We start from the raw sequence: 18,613 nt of genomic DNA on the forward strand, positions 1-18,613 counted from the left end.
ACTATTCTCAGGAACGTGCGGTGGGTTCGGTGTCAGCGCGTTCGAGGAAGGGGCGCGCTGGCATCGTTATGTTGGTCGCTATGATGCAGATTTTACAGAATCTATAAGTTTAAAGCTCTTCAGAGATTGATTACTGAAGACTGCTGGAGCGTCTTTCGCGCAGCATACACATTACACGTCTATAAGTTTGATGATCCGCTTAACTGATTTTTATGACATACATATGCGGACTAGACCTAACTAAAATCGTTAAATTACAACTAGTTGTACATTCCTTCACCGAAGACCTTTGTCGCCTTCGATAATAGATTGCGGGTGCGCCTGAATTTAATTTTGACAAAAGCCGGTGATTATCAATCAAATGTAAAATGAGCTTATTGACATATGTCGAACAATGGGTGATTTTTGTCGTGCGTGGTCAAGGAGGATACCGTGCAGACGCTATTGAAAGTTGAGAGCCTGAAAAAATCGTTCGGCGGTGTTGCAGCACTTCGCAATGGCCAGCTGGAACTGCGTGCAGGTTCGGTCCATGCGCTTTGCGGCGGTAATGGCGCAGGCAAATCCACATTCCTCTCCATTCTGATGGGTATCCAGCAGCGCGACGGCGGCAAGATCTGGCTGCGCGGCGAAGAGGTTCAGTATTCGACGCCTGCGGAAGCGCTTAAATCCGGTATCGCGATTATCGAACAGGAGCTGAGCCCTGTTCCGCATATGAGTGTTGCAGAGAATATCTTTCTTGGTCGCGAACCTCCAGCGCGATTTGGCGGCATTGACTTCAAGAAGATGAACAGTGAAGCGCAGGCGCTTCTGGATCGTCTGGAGTTTGACATTCGCGCGACACAGGTGATGAGCCAATTGTCGGTTGCACAGATGCAGCTCGTGGAAATCGCCAAGGCGTTCAGCCACAATGCCGATGTTATCTTCATGGATGAGCCGACATCGGCCATCGGTGAAAAGGAAGCGCAGCAGCTGTTCAAGGCAGTCGAACGTCTCAAGGCTGAAGGCAAGGGCATTGTCTATGTCTCGCATCGCCTGTCCGAGATTTTCCAGATCGCAGATTCCTATACGGTTTTCCGCGACGGCGGTTATGTCGGTTCGGGCGCGCTGAGCGATATCGACCGTCCCGAACTGATCCGTCTGATCGTTGGGCGCGAGCTTGGCGAAGAATTCATCAAGACCAACGAGCCTACCGATCAGATTGGCTTCGAGGTTTCCGATCTCGCTCTTCCTGGCAAGATCGAAGATATTTCGTTCTCGGTCCGTAAAGGCGAAATCTTTGGCATTTACGGCCTGATGGGTTCGGGTCGTTCCGAAATTTTCAACTGCATCTTCGGTCTCGACAAGGCAAGCAAGGGCGAGATTCGGCTTGAGGGCCGCGCCCTCAAAGTGGGCAAGCCTGCTGATGCAATGGCTGAAGGCATTGCCTTTGTCACCGAAGACCGCAAGCTGACGGGACTTAACCTCACAGACAGTGTGCGCGCCAATATCTGCCTTGCCAGTCTTCCTGAAATGAGCCCGTCATTTGCCATGCGTCAGCGCGAAGAAGCTGAAGCAAGCGCTAAGATGATCGCGCATTTCGGCATCAAGGCAGCACGCGACACGATGCCGGTTTCCGGTCTTTCGGGCGGCAACCAGCAGAAAGTTGTGCTGGGCAAATGGTTCCTGCGCAATCCGCGCCTGTTGTTGCTCGATGAGCCGACACGCGGTGTGGATGTGGGCGCAAAACGCGAAATCTATCGCATCATCTGCGAATTCACTGCGTCAGGCGGCACCGTCGTGATGATTTCATCTGAAATCGACGAGGTTCTGGGCATGTCCGACCGTATCCTCGTGATGCGGCAGGGCCGGTCGGCTGGCGTCTATGACAGGGCCGACACTGACGCACAAAAGCTGGTGCATTTGTCGACCTGATGGCCAGGCGTTGATCTAAGCGCATCCCGAAAAGCGGGAACCGGTTTTCGGGATGCGCGTAATGCAATGCTCTGCACGCTTGATTGAGATTAGGCCTGACACTGGCAGGCTGGGAAGAGGCTGGAAAACGTGAGCAATATCGAGAAAACACAAACGAACAGCTGGTTCGCTTCCGAGAAGCGCCGGTTGATCATTCAGGAATACGGCATTTTCCTAGCCTTCCTGCTTCTGGTCTTCATTCTGTCGGTGTCGAATCCATACTTCCTGACAACGGGCAATATTTCAAACGTCCTCCTGCAAACCTCGATCAACGGTGTGCTGGCGATCGGTATGACGTTTGTTATTCTGACGCGGGGCATTGACCTATCTGTCGGCTCAGTTGCAGCGCTCACAGGTATTGTTGCAGCGAGCCTCGCCACGACATCTGCCGCTGCAAGCGTTGCGGGCGGCCCTTATCCGGCAATCGTCGCCATTGCTGCCGGTCTTGCAGTTGGTTGTGCCTGCGGCGCACTGGTTGGCTGGATTGTTTCGCGTTTCTCGGTGCCAGCATTCGTAGCAACGCTCGGTATGCTGTCGGCTGCACGCGGCATGACGCTTATCTACGGTGGCGGTAAGCCTGTGCCTGCACTGATCCCGGATTTCCGCTGGATCGGAACTGCCAAGATTATGGGCATCCCGATGCCTGTCATTATTCTGGCGATCGTCTTCATCGGTGCCTGGTGGGTTCTCACGCGCACGCGCTTCGGCCGTTATGTCTATGCTGTTGGCGGTAATCCACATGCAGCAAAGACATCGGGTATCAACGTCACTCGCGTTCGTTTCTCTGTCTATGTCATCTCCGGCGCACTTTCCGGCCTTGCAGGTATGATGCTTGCTGCCCGCACCGGCTCCGCGCTGCCACAGGCCGGTATTGCTTACGAACTGGATGCAATTGCTGCGGTTGTTATCGGCGGCACCAGTCTTTCGGGCGGCGTAGGCCGTGTCACGGGAACGCTGATTGGCGCGCTCATTATTGGCGTCATGAACAATGGTCTCGATCTGATGGGTATCGAATCTTACTACCAGCAGGTTCTTAAAGGTGCGTTGATCGTCGGTGCAGTCATGCTCGATCAGAAACGCAACCAGAGCGCCTGATTTCTAAAAATTCTGAATTGCCAGTTTCATGGCGCAACCAAAGCCGCACATTCAATCATTGCGGACATTGTGGAGGAGAATACCAATGAAGAAACTGCTGATTGCCCTGGCATCGGCTACGGCTCTGCTCGCAGGCGCCGCAAATGCTCAGGAAAAGCTGAAGATTGGCGCAGCCCCTTACGGCCTGAATGCTGAATTCATGCAGATCTGGTCTGAAGCGCTGAAAGAACATCCAGCTGTGAAGAGCGGCGAAGTTTCGCTGACGGTTTTCGACGGTCGTTATGACGCGCTCGTTCAGCAGGAACAGTTCAACACCATGATCACGCAGAAGTTCGACGCGATCATTTTCGTGCCGATCGATGTTGAAGCCGGTGCGACTGCCGTTCAGGCAGCTGCCGATGCAAACATTCCGGTTGTTGGTTCCAACACCCGCGTAAATTCTGATCTTCTGGCTTCTTATGTCGGTTCTGACGATGCGGTTTCCGGCTACATGGAAGCCAAGACCGTTCTCGACAAGATCGGTTGCAAGGGCAATGTCGTCATCATCGAAGGCCCGATTGGTCAGTCGTCGCAGGTTTCGCGCCTCGAAGGCAACAAAAAGGCGCTTGCTGAATGCCCGGACGTGAAGGTTCTTGAACAGCAGACCGCAAACTGGTCGCGCGCTGAAGCACAGACGCTGATGGAAAACTGGTTGACCGCACACAAGGGCGAAATCAACGGTGTAATCGGCCAGAACGACGAAATGGCTCTCGGCGCGATTGAAGCCATCAAGTCGGCAGGTCTCAAGGTCGATGACTTTGCTATCGCCGGTATCGATGGTGTGACCGATGCGCTTAACGCAGTTAAGGCCGGCACCATGACGTCGATCCTGCAGGATGCACGCGCTCAGGCGCAGGGTGCAATGGACCTCGCAATCTTCCACGCGAAGAAAGGCGACTACAAGCCACAGTCCGACATCTGGGCTCAGTATCCTGACATGCCGTTCAACGATGGTAAGGACAAGGAATACAATGTTCCTTGGACGCCAGTAACAGCCGACAATGTCGACAAGCTGCTCGAAGCACGCAAGTAATAGAGAACAGCGGGATGGGCAGTCCCCGGCTCATCCCGCACCCCAAACATTCCGCTACCCTCAACACCGAGGATCAAACAATGTCCGACCAATCTCCCCAAATCGACCTGAACTTCCCGCTCAACGGTAAAGTTGCTCTGGTAACTGGCGCTGCTTCCGGAATTGGCGCGGCCGTTGCTGAGGCCTTCGCTGCCAAGGGTGCAAAGGTTGCTGTGCTTGATATCAATGCTGATCAGGCGCGTGCCAAGGCAGAAGCGCTTGGAGACGGTGCAAAGCCTTTCGTCTGCGACGTATCTGATCCGGCGTCGGTGAAGGCTGCGGTATCAGGCGTGGTCGAGGCATTCGGACAGATCGATATCGCTGTAAACAGCGCCGGTGTTGTTTTCCTCGCTCCCGCCGAAGATCTGACCATTTCCGATTGGGATCGCACGATTGCAATCAACCTCAAGGGCAGCTTCCTCGTCACGCAGGAAGTGGGCCGCGCCATGATCGCTGCAGGCAAAGGCGGCAAGATCGTCAATCTCGCCTCGCAGGCCGGTACTGTTGCGATTGAAGAGCATGTTGCTTACTGCGCGTCGAAGTTCGGTGTTATCGGCATGTCGAAAACCTTTGCTGCCGAATGGGGCAAATACGGCATCACCGTCAACACGATCTCTCCGACCATTGTTCTCACGGAACTGGGCAAGAAGGCCTGGAACGGCGAAAAGGGCGAAGCCGCCAAGAAGCGCATTCCAACCGGACGCTTCGCGTTTCCGGAAGAAATTGCAGCCGCCGCAGTCTTTCTGGCGTCAAGCGGTGCGAACATGATAAATGGTGCCGACCTTCTGATCGATGGTGGCTACACAATTCTTTAACAAAGCGAACGGTCTGACGATTGTTCGGGGCCGAAAATACGGCTTTAAAATTATAGAGCGGGAACTCATCTCTCGCCTTCGATAGGTGCAAAATGCAAAGATTTATCAATAACCCTGATGAAGTGGTCGAAGATACCGTCAAGGGTTTCATCAAGGCGCATAAAGACCTGGTCCGGCTTTCGACGGAAAATCCTCGCGTGGTTGTCGCGAAAGATGCACCTATCGAGGGGAAAGTTGGCGTTATTACCGGTGGTGGATCGGGCCATGAGCCTGCTTTCATCGGCTATACCGGCAAGAACCTGCTTGATGCTGTTGCCGTTGGCGAACTGTTCTCCTCGCCGACTGCCAAGAGCTTCTATGATGCTGCTCGTGAAGCCAATGGTGGCAAGGGCGTCGTCTGCCTTTATGGAAACTATGCTGGCGACAACATGAACGTCAAAATGGCGATCAAACTTGCTGCCAAGGCCGGAATTGAAGTTCTGACCGTCGTCGCCAATGATGATGTCTGCTCCGCTCCTGCCGACGAACGCGAAAAGCGTCGCGGCGTTGCTGGCGAAATCTTCATGTGGAAGGTTGGCGGTGCAAAAGCTGCATCGGGTGCAAGCCTTCAGGAAGTGCAGGCAACAGCACAGAAGGCCATCGACAATTGCCGTTCTATCGGCGTTGGTCTTGGTCCGTGCACGCTGCCAGCTGTCGGCCATCCGAACTTTCAGATCGAGCCAGGCACGATGGAAGTTGGTATCGGCCATCATGGCGAGCCGGGCGTCCGCGTCGAGCCTTTGAAGCGTGCTGACGAAGTTGCCAAGGACATGAGCAAGATCGTTCTCGACGATCACAATTTGCCCGAAGGCACCGAAGTTGCGGTTCTGGTTTCCGGACTTGGCGCAACGCCAATCAACGAGCTTTATATCCTTAACGATACCATCGAGCAGGAAATTACAGCGCGCGGCCTCAAGGTTTATCGCACCTATGTCGGCAACTACTTCACGTCGCTCGAAATGGTCGGTGCGACGCTGACAGTCATGGCGTTGGATGATGAACTGAAAGCACTGCTGGATGTAGAAGCCCGCTGCACGGCGGTTTTGTAAGAAAGAGGCATATCATGCAGACATTCAAGAATGCCGGATCGGGTGAGATCGTTCTTTCGCTTGCAGACCGGATTATCGAGAACAAAGCCTACTTAAGCGAAATCGACGGCAAGATCGGCGATGGCGACCATGGTGTGAACATGGCCAAGGGTTTCGGCCTCGCAGCCGAACGCCTGCGCGGTAAAGACGTAACGCTTGCTGAAGGTCTTGATACGCTCGGAACCGTTCTGCTGACCGAAATCGGTGGCTCGATGGGCCCGCTTTACGGCGTGATGTTCAACGAGTTTGCAGAAAAGCTGGAAGGCGTCGAAAATATTGATGCAGCCACGTTCAGCACCATGCTTCATGCAGGTCTTGAAGGCATCCAGTCGATCGGTTCGGCAAAGCTTGGTGACAAGACGCTGCTCGATACGCTGATCCCGGCAATCAATGCTTTTGACGAAGCAAACGGCAAGGGCCAGTCCTTTGCTGAAAGCCTGGACGCTTTGTCGGCAGCTGCTGAAGCCGGTCGCGACTCCACACTTAATCTCGTGGCTAAGATCGGTCGCGCGAGCCGTCTCGGTGAGCGTTCACTGGGTGTCCTTGATGCGGGTGCAACATCCTGCGCACTGATTCTGACTGATCTTGCAGCACAGGCAAAGAGCCGCTTGCAGTAAGGCTTTCTGTCCCGATTTTGAGTTTGGCGTCTGAAAACTGTGTGGGTCCACACATTCAGGCGCCAAATTCGTTTCATCATGTTGCAATTGCGTTTGAACGCTTTCATGTTTGCTGCGCAGGAGAGAGGCAACAGAAAATCGCATGACGCTCAAGCCCAACCCATCGCGCAAGGTCGGCAAACCAAAGACCGGTACAAGCGAGAATTCGATCACGATTCCCATGCGTTATGGCGATGATCCCTATGTATGGGCCTGCTGGCTTTATTACGAAGACGGCCTGACGCAGAGCGAGATTGCCGACGTCATGGGCATTTCGCGCGCAACCGTGAACAGCTATCTGGCCGAAGCGCGCGATAAGGGCATCGTCAACATCTCTCTTGAGGGTGGGCGGTTGGAATCGCTGTCTGTTGCTCAGGAGCTGAAGCGCCATTTCGGCCTGACTGACTGCCTTATCATTCCGCATGACGACAATGCCCGGCCGCTGATTGATCGGCTGGGGGTTGCGGGCGCACATGCGCTCAACAAAATTCTCAAATCCGGCGATACGCTTGCGGTTGCCTGGGGACGGACGGTGCTTTCGGTCGGCGAGCAGACCGCTATAGGCTCGTTACAGGACATGACCGTCGTGCAGGCGACAGGCGGCACCACGGCGTCATTTCCCTATACGCCCGAACGTTGTGCGGCAGCACTTGCAGAAGCTGTTTCGGCACGCTGCGTGAATATTATGGCACCCGCTATGGTGCGTTCGCAGCAGACGCGGGATGTGTTGCTCGAAGAGCCTTTGCTTCAGGAACAGTTTGCGACCCTTGAGAATGCCAATCGCATTCTCTTCGGTGTGTCGTCGCTTCGTTCCAATTCCACCATTCACACCAGCGGCTTTTTTGAATCGGTTTCTCTGCAGCAATATCTTGCAGCGGGCGCTGTCGGTGTTGTGGCAGGCCGTTTCATCGATGAGCGTGGGAAGCCGGTTGCAGGTCCGCTTGATGAGCGGACAATCGGCATTTCGCTCGATAAGCTGCGGCAGATTCATACCGGTATTGCGGTTGCAGGCGGTTTCGACAAGGTGCCAGCACTTCTGGCAGCGCTCCGCGGCGGTTTCATAAATGTGCTTGTGACCGATGCTGCGACGGGACTCGGTATTCTGCGCGCCGATGGTGTGATTGATCTTGATGCGCGTCTTTCGCAGAAGCCCAAGACCAATCAGGTTCCGACAGCTTTTCGCGTGCGGGTGAAAAAGCTCCTCAACAATCCAAACGAGGTGGTTGAGGAAATGCTCGACGGTATTGTTCGGGCCCATAGCAAATTCGTGCAGCCGATTGGCGGCTCCAACCGGGCACTGGTCGCGCGGGATGGTCCGCGCCCCGGCAAGGTGGGGCTGGTCATTGGCGGTGGTGCCGGTCACGAGCCATGCTTTGTGGGCTATGTCGGCAAGGGACTGGCGGACGCTGTGGCGGTCGGCAATGTCTTCTCGTCGCCTCCACCCGATCCGATTGTGCAATGCGCATTGGCAGCTTCCAACGGCGAAGGCGTTCTCTTCGTCTATGGCAATTATGCCGGCGACGTTATGAACTTCGAGATGGCGGCTGAAATAGCCGAGGAAAAGGGCGTCAGGATAAAGACGGTTCTGACCACCGACGATATTGCCTCATCGCCAATCGACGACAAGGACGGACGCCGCGGCGTGGCAGGTAATTTCTTCGTCTTCAAGGTGGCAGGGGCTGCCTGCGACAAGGGTTTGTCGCTAGATGCCTGTGAGATCGTTACCCGCAAGGCCAATTCGCGGACTTACACGATCGGTGTGGCACTTGAGCCGGGTTCATTGCCGCAAACCGGTCGGCATAATTTTGAAATCGGCCCTGAAGATATGGAAATCGGCGTTGGCATTCACGGCGAGCCGGGTGTATCGCGTGATCGCATTCGTCAGGCCGATGAAATCGTCGATGGCATCATGGACAGAATCTTCAACGAAATGAAGGCTGTACCGGGTGATCGCGTGGCGGTGCTGGTCAATTCATTCGGAGCGACACCGCTGATGGAACTTTACGTTCTCTATCGGCGTGTGGCGCAGCGACTTGAAGCCAAGAATATTCACATTGAAGCCAACTGGATCGGGCATTATTGCACGTCTCTGGATATGGTCGGAGCGTCGATATCAATCATGCATCTTGATCATGAGCTGTCGAACCTGCTGCTGCATCCATGTGAAACGGCAGGCCTCAAAATCAGCTAAAGGCTGTGTTTGGGTTCTATCGTTTCACTGTGCCTGAAAGTAAATTAGCATACGCCTTATGACGAGCGACGCCCGTTGCAGTTGTAAGGTTTGAGGAGAAAATCCATGTCGGAAACTGCGGCTCGTCGTCTTGCCCATATGTTTGATGCTGTTTCTGCGTCGCTTGAAGCGGAACGCGATCGGCTGTCAGAGCTTGACGGCGCAATCGGCGACGGCGACCATGGAACGACAATGGCCCTGGGCTTTCAGGCCGTGCGCAGTGAATTGTCGAAGCTTAATCTCGACGAAACTGACATTTCAACGGTTCTCAATACGGCGGCAACCGCATTCATTAATGCCGTCGGTGCATCGACTGGACCGCTTTATGCAACTGGCTTCCGCCGTGCAGCGCAGGCAACGGAGGGCCACAACAATCTTGATCTGGCGACGTGTGCAATCATCATTGAGGCCATCGGCGTTGGCATTCGTGAGCGAGGCCACGGACAGCGTGGCGACAAGACAATGCTCGATGCCTGGCTGCCTGCCGCCGAAGCCGCGCAAACGGCGGTGAATGAAAATCAAAGCGCGGGCGAATTCTGGAATAGGATTGTCTCAGCTGCCACGGCCGGTGCGAACACGACCCGATCCATGATTGCAGCCAAAGGGCGTGCCGCGCGTCTTCGCGAACGTTCGCTTGGTCACATTGATCCAGGGGCTGCATCGACGGTCATCATCCTGCAGGCGATGGCGGCATCGGCAAAGAGCTGAGGGCTGGCTTAAAAGCGGAAGCTTGGAGAGTAATAATAGAATATTACTCGAGTTTCCCGCGTCCTAATATAATTTCAATTATTGAACCTCGTAGGATATCAGTCCCAAGCAAACTGGCTGATGTCCGGCAGACGTATCGGCTCAATGCGGACTGACCCTATAGAGCCCTCGGTTAAGTGCGCCAGAAGTCTTCTGTTTCTCGGCATAGACTGCGGGATCGGCGAGGCGGCAACCCTAAACGCACCGCCTTCATTCTCATACTTTCCCCAAAATTTGGATCGTTTGCAGTACTGGTTTCATCAGCATCTAAGATGCTGATGTTTTCAACCTAAGAGCTGACGCATGTTTGGGAAATTGTTTCGGCGTTGGCGTTTCAAACGAAACGTCAGGTTCTTAATAGCTGACGATTGATAATCTATAAATTCACTAGAATTAATTATCGAAAGCTCGTTATGAACATCACATCGCGTGAACAGGAGTTCTGGCTGCAGGCCGAAGAGGGCGCTCATAGCGGGCAGACTCAGCGGATTGTCTTGCGCAAGCTGCCGCGTCGGCGGCGCGATATTCGCCCATCTTTTATCCTGCAAAGGCTCGGTGCGACGGTAATTTCTGTTCTCGGTTCAGTGTCTCTGGTGTTCTTCCTGATTTTTGCAACCGGCAGCCCGGCTACTTTGCTCGCGGGCGGACAGGCGACGAAAGAAGAAATTGCAGCGCTGAATGCCAGCTATGGGTTTGATCGCCCTGTGATTGAGCAGTATGGGCAGTTTTTGTTTAACAGTCTGCGTGGCGAGTTTCCGAAATCCCTGCGTTTTGACATCCCGGCGGTTGATGTTCTGGCGCCTGCCATACCACTGACGCTTACTCTGGTTTTGACAGCGCTTCTGATCGGTTCAGCATTAGGGCTGATAACTGGTTATCTGTCGGCCACGTCATCGAGCCGGTTTCTCCGTGAAGGCCCGCTGGCACTTTTAACCGTTGTGCAGTCCACGCCTGTTTTTGTGACCGGCATTCTTGCGGTTCTATTCTTCTCGTTGACGCTTGGCTGGCTGCCGACGGGAGGCAGTGGCAGTCTGCGTCATCTCGTTTTGCCCGCGATGACTTTGTCTCTGCTGATCGCTCCACCCGTAGCGCGGCTGTTTCGCACCAGTCTTAAACAGCAGCAGGGGGCAGACCATGTCCGCACTGCTTTATCGAAACAGATTTCGCTCGGTCGTGTGCGTTTCAGGCACATCGCAATCAATGCCCTCGTTCCTGTGATTGCACTCTTGGGCACGCAAACGGGAACCCTGTTGGGCGGCGCTGTTCTGACAGAAACAGTCTTTGGCTGGCCGGGTGTTGGCACGGTTCTGGTTAGCGCCGTTGGTATGAAAGATTACCCAGTCATTCTGGCGGCGATTGTCTTGATCGCCCTGACTGTCAGTCTTTGCAATCTGCTCGCTGATCTTTTCATCGCTATTGTTGATCCGCGAAGTGCGGTGGCAAAATGAGTGAAATTTCCACTTCTGAAATCCTTGATATCCCGCGCGAAATTCCAACGCCAAAGTTGGCTTTGAGAGGCAAGATCGGCTTGCTGATCATCCTGCTCTGGGTGGTGGCTGCCATTTTTGCACCGCTCCTCGCTCCCTATGAGCCCAATTCCAGTGATCTGATGGCGTTTCTGCAAGAGCCGTCATTCAATAGCGGGCATTGGCTCGGCACCGATGATCTTGGTCGAGATATTTTAAGCCGGGTGTTTTACGGCGCACGGCCTGTTCTGCTGGTTGCAACCATTGCAACGCTTCTTTCCGCTTTGATCGGAAGTCTGCTGGGAATTGTTGCAGGATTGAGCAATCGCTTGCTTGATCAGATCATTGCTCGGATCGCTGAAATTCAGCTGACAATTCCCGGTCTGGTTTTGGCGCTTCTGGCACTAGCCTTGTTTGGTTCAAGGCTTGAGAACTTGATCCTTATCCTGGCACTTGAAAGCTGGCCTCTGCATTTCCGTGTTGCGCGTTACTATACGCTGAACGCGCGCAATCAGGGGTATATGGAAGCCGCATGGCTTGCAGGTGTTCCGCTGTGGAGGTCCGTTCTGCGCCATATCGTGCCGGGACTGTTGCCGCTGTTGATTGCAACGTCCACGATAAGTGCCGCCTTCATCATCATGACAGAAGCTGGTCTCAGCTTCATTGGTTTGGGTATTCAGCCGCCAACTGCCGATTGGGGTCTGATGATCGCCCAGGGAAAATCGCAGCTAGGCGCCGCCTGGTGGCTGTCGCTTATGCCAGCTCTCGCTCTGCTCAGCCTTCTCTTTGGTGTGCAGCTTTTGGGTGATGCCCTTTCAAGCAGGCTTTCCGCGCGCGAAACAGGAGAGCCAGCATGACAATTATCAACACGCTTCTGTCCGTTGAAGGGCTGGTTGTCAGGTCCAATGAAACTGAACTCGCAGGTCCGGTGTCATTCACGCTGAAACAAGGCGAAACGCTTGGGATTGTTGGTGAATCCGGTTCCGGTAAAACACTCACAGCAATGGCTGTTGCAGGGCTTCTGCCCCAGAGCCTTTATGCTGATGGTCAAGCTTATCTCGATGGAGCACCACTCGCACTTGGCATATCTGACCAAGGCCGTGACGTCAGAACGTCACAGATTGGTGTAGTTTTTCAAAACCCAACAACGGCTCTTAATCCGCGCTTGAGCGTTGGCGCTCAGCTGTTTGAAGCCCTGTCGCCTGCCATGCGCCGCGATAAAGCCAAGGCTGCGACTATCTGCCTGCACCTGTTGGAAGAGGTGGGCATCAGCGAGCCCGTGAAGAAGCTGACCGCTTGGCCACATGAACTTTCGGGCGGGCTGGCGCAGCGCGTTGTCATTGCGATGGCTTTGGCGCGGCAGCCGAAACTGCTTATCGCGGATGAGCCGACGACAGCACTTGATGTAACGGTGCAGGCGCAAATTCTTGATCTCATTGCCCGACTGCAAAAACGTCATGGGTTCGGTGTTCTCCTGATTACACACGACATGGGCGTGATCCGGGATCGAGCGGATAGTGTTGCTGTCATGGATGGCGGGGCGATCGTTGAAAGCGGCGCTACGCTCAATCTTTTTGCAAATCCCAAGAGCCGCGCTGCGCGGTCACTTCTGAAGGCAAGCGAGCTGGTTTTTGCGACCGCGAGTGGCGCGCTTCACGGTGCTGCTTCCCAACCTCCACTTGTTGAAGTGAAGGCTCTTCAAAAGACATTCCGCAATGGCCCGCGCGCGCTTTGTGGTGTCGATATTTCGGTGAAGGCTGGAACGACACTGGGGATTGTTGGCGAGAGTGGGTCGGGTAAAACCACGCTGGCGCGGATTATTGCCGGGCTGGAGCGCGCAGATGACGGCCATATCCTGATTGACGGTAACGCGCGACCTCCGCGGACACGCTCAGACCACGTACAATATGTGTTTCAGGACCCGTATTCGTCTCTCGATCCACGCATAAGCATCGTGAACACAGTGGCGGAACCCTTGCTTGCCAACGGGCTTCGCAAAGCTGAAGCTTTGAGAATTGCGCAAGGCTTGCTTGAAGAAGTCGGTATCCATCCCGCTTTGTGGCATCGCTTGCCGGGGCGTCTATCGGGAGGACAGCGCCAGCGCGTAGGTTTCGCGCGGGCGATTGCACCCAGCCCCAAACTTCTCATCGCCGATGAGCCAGTTGCTGCACTCGACCCCACATCGCGGGAGCGTGTACTTGCCTTGATGGAAGACATGCAGCGTCGGCACGGCACTGCGCAACTGCTCATTTCTCACGATCTATCGGTCATTGCACGGCTTTGTCGCGAGGTCGTGGTGATGCGTGGCGGTGAAATCGTCGAACGCGGCGAAACCCGCCGTATCTTTGAGGCTCCGGCTCATCCTTACACCCGACAGTTGCTTGCGGCCATTCCTGGTAGAAAGCCGCTTGTCGCTCCCAAGTTCTGAATCTGAACACAAAAACTGGAAAAGACACATGATTGTAAAACGATCATTGCATGCATTGAGACTGATGGGAGCAAGCCTGCTTCTCTTGTCTGCAACGCTATCGGCGACCCACGCGCAAGCACCTGCGGACTATGGCAAGACCCATGAATTGGTGGTGGCGCTGCCCTATGCCTTGCAGACCCTTGATCCAGCCGTTGGGGGCAATTTGCGCGGCGATCTGAGCATCATCGCCTCAATCTATTCGCCACTGACGCGCCTTGATGGTGAAGGCAAACTGGTGGGTGTTCTAGCCAAAGACTGGAAGCAAGGGTCGGATACGCGTTGGGTGTTCGATCTGCGCGACGACGTGGTTTTCTCCAACAATGTGCCATTTGATGCTCACGTCGTTAAGTGGAACATCGAGCGCATTCTATCTTCCGAAAAGCCAAGCTGGATCGTCTCGTCGATGAAGGCGGTTGATAAGGTTGAAGTCCTTTCACCGCATCAGGTTGCCTTTACGCTGAAAGCGCCCGACATTGAGTTTCCCAAGCGGCTGGCAGGCATTTTCTATCTGGAACCGGAGTGGGCCAAGTCACACAATCCAGCGATTGAGGCTCTTGGCACCGGCCCCTATAAGCTGGTGAGCTATAATCCAGAGGGCGAAGTTCGCCTTGAAGCCAATGAACATTATTTCGGCAAGGCTGCACCCTTCACCAAGGCGCAGTTCCGCGTTGTGGTCGATGCTGCAGCCAAGATTAACGGCCTGAAATCCGGCGAGATTGATGCCGCAGCGGTTATCGCGCCGCAGGATCTCGCACAGCTCGAAAGCAATGGTAATCTGGTGGCAGGTGCGCGTCCAAGTACGCGCGTACAGATCATCCGTTTCAACACCAATATCAAGCCGCTTGATGATGCGCGTGTGCGGCAGGCTTTGAACTACGCCATTGATAAGGAAGCTATCACAAACGCGTTGTTCAAGGGATTGGTAAGCCCTGCCAACAGCCAGATCATCACCAGCTTTCATGAGGGCTATAACACAGACCTCAAGCCGTGGCCTTATGATCCCGAGAAGGCCAAAGCGCTGCTTGCGGAAGCGGGCTATTCGGATGGCTTTGATGTCGAGATGGTGTTTGGCAAAGGCACCTATGTCGGTGGAGAGCAGGCAGCGCAGATTATCGCGGCGCAACTGGCAGCAGTTGGTGTCCGTGCGCAGCTCAATATTCTGCCTGCCTCGTCCCATGCCGAGCGCGCGGCGTCTGACAAAGCCGCTGGCCTGACGTGGTTTGGTTACGCCGATACCGCAAGCATTGCAGCCGAAACACTGACCTATCTCGGCAGCACGCATTTTCAGACAATTGGACCCGTCCCAGCCGCCTTTGACGAAGCGGTAAAACAGGCGAAGGGCGCACTCACCAAGGACGCCGAGCTTGCATCGGTCAAAAGCGCGACCGAAGTGGCATCTGATGAAGCGCTTGCCGTCTTCCTTTGGGATCTGCCGCAAACCTATGCCTACAGCAACAAAGTCGTATGGGACATCCGCCGGGATGACTGGACGCTGCCATACGAAATCAAACCTGCTGAATAAGCCTCTCTTCCAAAATACAGAATACAGGAAATACCTATGACCAGTGGTCTGACGAAATATATCCGACACAAGAGAAAGCTGCACGACGCACGAAAGGGACAGCCAGCAGGCACCGGCCAGCTTTCCGCCCGCGTTGTTGCCGAAGGACGCAGCGGTATCCGTCGTCTTTTCATTCGTGATTTTCAGATTATCACCGATGGATCGCCCGCCGGCGGTGGCTTTGATCTTGGTCCGGCCCCGGGCGAATTGCTGATCGGCGCCGTTGCTGGTTGCCTCAATCATGGCTTTCTTATTCAGGCATCCCTGCTCGATATCGAGATCGATGCGCTGGAAGTTGTCGCCGAAGCTGTCAGCAAACCGGGACAAATCGGAACAGGCTCAAGCGAGCCAGTCGATCTGGAACTTCGCTACACCGCGAAAATCCAGTCTCCCGCATCTGACGCTGAGCTGGAAGACCTGCGCCAGCGTGTTGAGCTTAACAGCTTTGTTTATAACGTCGTTACCCGCGGCGCTTCGATTGCAGGACGTCTGGAAAGGATCACCGCATGACCATTCGAGTTATCGAAACAGATAAGGCAACTTCCGGCGGTCTGCGTTTCGCCACGCGAACGACCCCTGAGCCGGGTTACGGGGAAGTGCTTATCGATGTCACACACACCTCGCTGAATTTCGGTGAGACCCGACGTGGTGCGCGCGGTCTTGAGGCTGATGGTACGGTTCTTGGATGGGATGCGTCCGGTGTGATTGTAGCCGTTGGCCCACAAACCAAAGCGCCTCCCATTGGAACATTGGTTGTCACACGCGCCCCACTTGGAGCCTGGGCTGAAAAGCGCATTGCACATGTTGAGGATATCGCGGTCATTCCGGAGGGTGTCGATCCGGCAGAAGCTGCAACTCTGCCGACGGCAGCTGTCACGGCGCTGGCGACCTTGCAGCTTGGTGGGCCTATTCTCGGCAAGACAGTTCTGATCACCGGTGCTTCTGGCGGTGTAGGCCGCTTTGCAATTCAGCTTGCACGGCTGGGTGGCGCGCGCGTTATCGCCTCTGTCGGATCAAAAGCCAGTGCGGCGGGTCTGACAGAACTTGGTGCGGACCTTGTTGTGACCAGCCTTGATGATGTGAAGGAAGGTATCGATCTGGTGATCGAGAGTGTCGGCGGGGCGCAGCTCGTGCAATCCTTCAAGCTTCTTAACCGTCATGGCAATGTGCAGAGCCTCGGCTGGGCTTCAGGCGAAGACGCCGTTTTTGGTCATCTTGGCACGGTTGGTTCGGTTGGGCGTCACATTCATGGCTTCCTGATTTCCGAGTATCGGGTAGGCTCTTATCTCACGGCACTGCTGCGATGGCTGGCTGAGGGCAAGCTCAAGACAGAAGTTAAGTGGCGCGGCGACTGGAACCAATTTGACCAGGCTGTAGCTGCCCTTCTTGACCGGCGTTTGCATGGTAAAGCTGTTTTGGATGTGAAACCATGAATGCACATGCCCAATCCTTCCGGCATACGCAATGGTTTGATCCGCCAATCGAGGCGGACATCCGGGCGCGTGTCGAGCAGGTGAAAACTGAGCTTGCGCCGCATGTGGTAGAGCGGGACCGTAAAGGTTCCGCCCCCGTTGAGGAAGCAGCACTTCTTCGGCAGTCCGGGCTGGCGGCACTAACGATTGATGATGGTTTGGCGTTGTTTTGCAAAGCTGACGACCGCCGGGAAGCGATAGGCGCACGCTGGCAACATGCCCTTTTTGCGATCCGGGAGATTTCACGCATCGACTTATCAACCGCTGCACTTCTCGGTTATAATTACATGCATCTGCTGCGTATTGAGATTGCCGGGCGTGGGCCGGTGTTCTCAAAAGCCGTGGCAGATTCGTTGCAGGTGCCGACACTTTGGGGTGGTGCCAACAATCCAGGTGGTCCTGCCGCAGACCTTAAGCGGGTTGATGGCGGATATATTGCCAATGGCAGGAAAAGCTTCGCAACCGCTGCACAAACAGCTGACCGTTTGGTCGTCGGCGAAAGCTATCGCGCGCCCGATGGCCATGAGAAACGTTTGACGTTCGTTCTTGATGCGTCAACACCGGGCATTGTCCATGCTGATGACTGGGATGGCATTGGTGCGCGTCGCTCCGCTTCAGGCAGTCTGGTATTCGAAAATGTATTTATTCCGGATGACGCGATTTTCAGCACATCGGCAGCCGATCCAACAAAGCGTCCCCTAAATGAATCGATAGGCTCGCTGGCCTTTCAGATCATGTTCGTCAATTTTCTCAATGGAACGGCGTTGGGAGCAATTGATACTGCATTGTCGCAATTGCACTTGCGCAAAAACGGCCAGAACACATCAGTGCCGGACTATATCGCCGATACAATTGGCAACTCTATCACCACAGCCAACGCATCTTTTGCGCTTTCAACTGTCGCCAACAAGGCGTTTGGCGAACTGGTTGCAGACATTGATGAGAACCGTCTGGCACCGGAACGCCGTGGCGAGATTGCTGATCTCATATCACAGGCCAAGGTTGCTTCGGACGCAGCAGCGCTCTCAGTAACATCGCGCATTTTTGAAGCCGTTGGCGCACGTTCCGCGACTTTAAAGCAAGGGCTGGATCGCTATTGGCGTGATGCCCGCATCTATACACTGCATGACCCTGTGGCTGTAAAAATACAGGAAATTGGCAGATATGCCGTTGATCTTGAGTTGGCGACGCCTTCGGCGAACAGTTGATTTTGACAGCACTTATCTCATAAGTATCGTCCAGCTTTCAAAGCTGGGCGGCCTGTCACGCAAAGAACGAACTGATGGACATGATTGACGCAAAATCCAGGCATCCAAAAGAACGCCGGGAAAAGGGAAGCTGGCGCTTCCTGTTCCGCTCGGACAGTGTTGCGCTCAATCTTGTTGCGACCGTCGCCGCGTCAAAAGACAGGGCCAAGGGTATCGATCGCTTTTCAGAGGCGTCACTGCTGGACAGATGGCTTTGTGAAGCGGAACTACCACCGCTTGCTGGTTCTGTGACGGACGAGGAACTTGCAAAGACAAAGTCTTTGCGAGAGGCAATATTCAGGCTGGCCGATAATCGTATCAATCACAGTGAGATATCGGCGTCGGATATTGCTTTGATAAACGCTCATGCCCGTTCAGGTATGCCGGTTTTACGTATCGCCTGTGATGGCTGCAGCACCGAGCCGCCTGATGCAGCCGAAATGAACGAAATTCTTGGCCTGATCGCGCGTGATGCGATCGACGTTTTCACCGGGCCATATCGCACGCGTATCAAGCAATGCGCGTCGCCACGTTGTCATGTCATGTTCGTTGATAAATCACGGGCAGGTAATAGGGTTTGGTGTGCCATGTCTCCCTGTGGAGATCAGGCAAGTGCGCGCGCGTATCGAAAGCGAAAAGCGAAAGAGAGTGCATAGAGGCTGGGTC

At 54.6% G+C, this 18,613-nt stretch carries 16 protein-coding genes; all 16 read left to right on the forward strand.

Features of this window, described 5'->3' with window-relative positions; all coding sequences use genetic code 11:
- The first annotated feature begins 432 nt into the window (after nucleotides 1–432).
- The 16 genes from RT142_RS13685 (at nucleotide 433) to RT142_RS13760 (ending at nucleotide 18,603) form a co-directional block, all read left to right on the forward strand.
- Nucleotides 433–1,911 (forward strand): sugar ABC transporter ATP-binding protein, encoded by a 1,479-nt coding sequence (locus RT142_RS13685; RefSeq protein ID WP_313029276.1) that lies wholly within the window; start codon nucleotides 433–435, stop codon nucleotides 1,909–1,911.
- 129 nt (nucleotides 1,912–2,040) lie between these two features.
- On the forward strand, nucleotides 2,041–3,045 hold the full coding sequence (locus RT142_RS13690) for an ABC transporter permease (protein WP_007880217.1): 1,005 nt from the start codon (nucleotides 2,041–2,043) through the stop codon (nucleotides 3,043–3,045).
- An 85-nt stretch (nucleotides 3,046–3,130) separates the two neighbouring features.
- Nucleotides 3,131–4,117, forward strand: coding sequence for a substrate-binding domain-containing protein (locus tag RT142_RS13695; protein WP_064322108.1), 987 nt, complete (start codon nucleotides 3,131–3,133; stop codon nucleotides 4,115–4,117).
- 80 nt (nucleotides 4,118–4,197) lie between these two features.
- Nucleotides 4,198–4,971: an SDR family oxidoreductase gene (locus RT142_RS13700; RefSeq protein WP_064322107.1), complete on the forward strand. Its 774-nt coding sequence runs from the start codon at nucleotides 4,198–4,200 to the stop codon at nucleotides 4,969–4,971.
- Nucleotides 4,972–5,063: 92 nt separating this feature from the next.
- Nucleotides 5,064–6,059, forward strand: coding sequence for a dihydroxyacetone kinase subunit DhaK (locus RT142_RS13705; RefSeq protein WP_079213536.1), 996 nt, complete (start codon nucleotides 5,064–5,066; stop codon nucleotides 6,057–6,059).
- Nucleotides 6,060–6,073: 14 nt separating this feature from the next.
- Nucleotides 6,074–6,715 carry a dihydroxyacetone kinase subunit DhaL gene (gene dhaL, locus RT142_RS13710; RefSeq protein WP_064322105.1) on the forward strand — a complete coding sequence of 214 codons (642 nt, stop codon included), beginning with the start codon at nucleotides 6,074–6,076 and terminating at the stop codon, nucleotides 6,713–6,715.
- Nucleotides 6,716–6,857: 142 nt separating this feature from the next.
- Nucleotides 6,858–8,945, forward strand: coding sequence for a bifunctional sugar-binding transcriptional regulator/dihydroxyacetone kinase subunit DhaK (locus RT142_RS13715; RefSeq protein ID WP_313029282.1), 2,088 nt, complete (start codon nucleotides 6,858–6,860; stop codon nucleotides 8,943–8,945).
- 105 nt (nucleotides 8,946–9,050) lie between these two features.
- On the forward strand, nucleotides 9,051–9,692 hold the full coding sequence (gene dhaL, locus RT142_RS13720; RefSeq protein WP_313029285.1) for a dihydroxyacetone kinase subunit DhaL: 642 nt from the start codon (nucleotides 9,051–9,053) through the stop codon (nucleotides 9,690–9,692).
- 452 nt (nucleotides 9,693–10,144) lie between these two features.
- Entirely contained in the window at nucleotides 10,145–11,179 is a 1,035-nt protein-coding gene (locus RT142_RS13725; RefSeq protein WP_313029288.1) for an ABC transporter permease, read from the forward strand.
- Nucleotides 11,176–12,054 carry an ABC transporter permease gene (locus RT142_RS13730; RefSeq protein ID WP_113159056.1) on the forward strand — a complete coding sequence of 293 codons (879 nt, stop codon included), beginning with the start codon at nucleotides 11,176–11,178 and terminating at the stop codon, nucleotides 12,052–12,054. The genes RT142_RS13725 and RT142_RS13730 overlap by 4 nt, the downstream gene beginning before the upstream one ends.
- Entirely contained in the window at nucleotides 12,051–13,625 is a 1,575-nt protein-coding gene (locus tag RT142_RS13735) for an ABC transporter ATP-binding protein (protein WP_313029293.1), read from the forward strand. The genes RT142_RS13730 and RT142_RS13735 overlap by 4 nt, the downstream gene beginning before the upstream one ends.
- 28 nt (nucleotides 13,626–13,653) lie before the next feature.
- Complete coding sequence (locus RT142_RS13740; RefSeq protein ID WP_313029296.1) at nucleotides 13,654–15,189, forward strand: ABC transporter substrate-binding protein; 1,536 nt, start codon at nucleotides 13,654–13,656, stop codon at nucleotides 15,187–15,189.
- 36 nt (nucleotides 15,190–15,225) lie between these two features.
- Nucleotides 15,226–15,738: an OsmC family protein gene (locus RT142_RS13745; protein ID WP_100557910.1), complete on the forward strand. Its 513-nt coding sequence runs from the start codon at nucleotides 15,226–15,228 to the stop codon at nucleotides 15,736–15,738.
- Nucleotides 15,735–16,661 (forward strand): zinc-binding dehydrogenase, encoded by a 927-nt coding sequence (locus RT142_RS13750; RefSeq protein ID WP_313029300.1) that lies wholly within the window; start codon nucleotides 15,735–15,737, stop codon nucleotides 16,659–16,661. The genes RT142_RS13745 and RT142_RS13750 overlap by 4 nt, the downstream gene beginning before the upstream one ends.
- Nucleotides 16,658–17,908 carry an acyl-CoA dehydrogenase family protein gene (locus tag RT142_RS13755; protein WP_313029303.1) on the forward strand — a complete coding sequence of 417 codons (1,251 nt, stop codon included), beginning with the start codon at nucleotides 16,658–16,660 and terminating at the stop codon, nucleotides 17,906–17,908. The genes RT142_RS13750 and RT142_RS13755 overlap by 4 nt, the downstream gene beginning before the upstream one ends.
- Nucleotides 17,909–17,982: 74 nt before the next feature.
- The gene (locus RT142_RS13760) at nucleotides 17,983–18,603 is read left to right on the forward strand and encodes a CGNR zinc finger domain-containing protein (protein ID WP_105519921.1); all 621 of its coding nucleotides are present in this window, start codon (nucleotides 17,983–17,985) and stop codon (nucleotides 18,601–18,603) included.
- Nucleotides 18,604–18,613: the final 10 nt, after the last annotated feature.

Origin of the sequence: Brucella sp. (genome assembly GCF_032066345.1) — a bacterium.
Taxonomy (GTDB): domain Bacteria; phylum Pseudomonadota; class Alphaproteobacteria; order Rhizobiales; family Rhizobiaceae; genus Brucella; species Brucella pseudogrignonensis.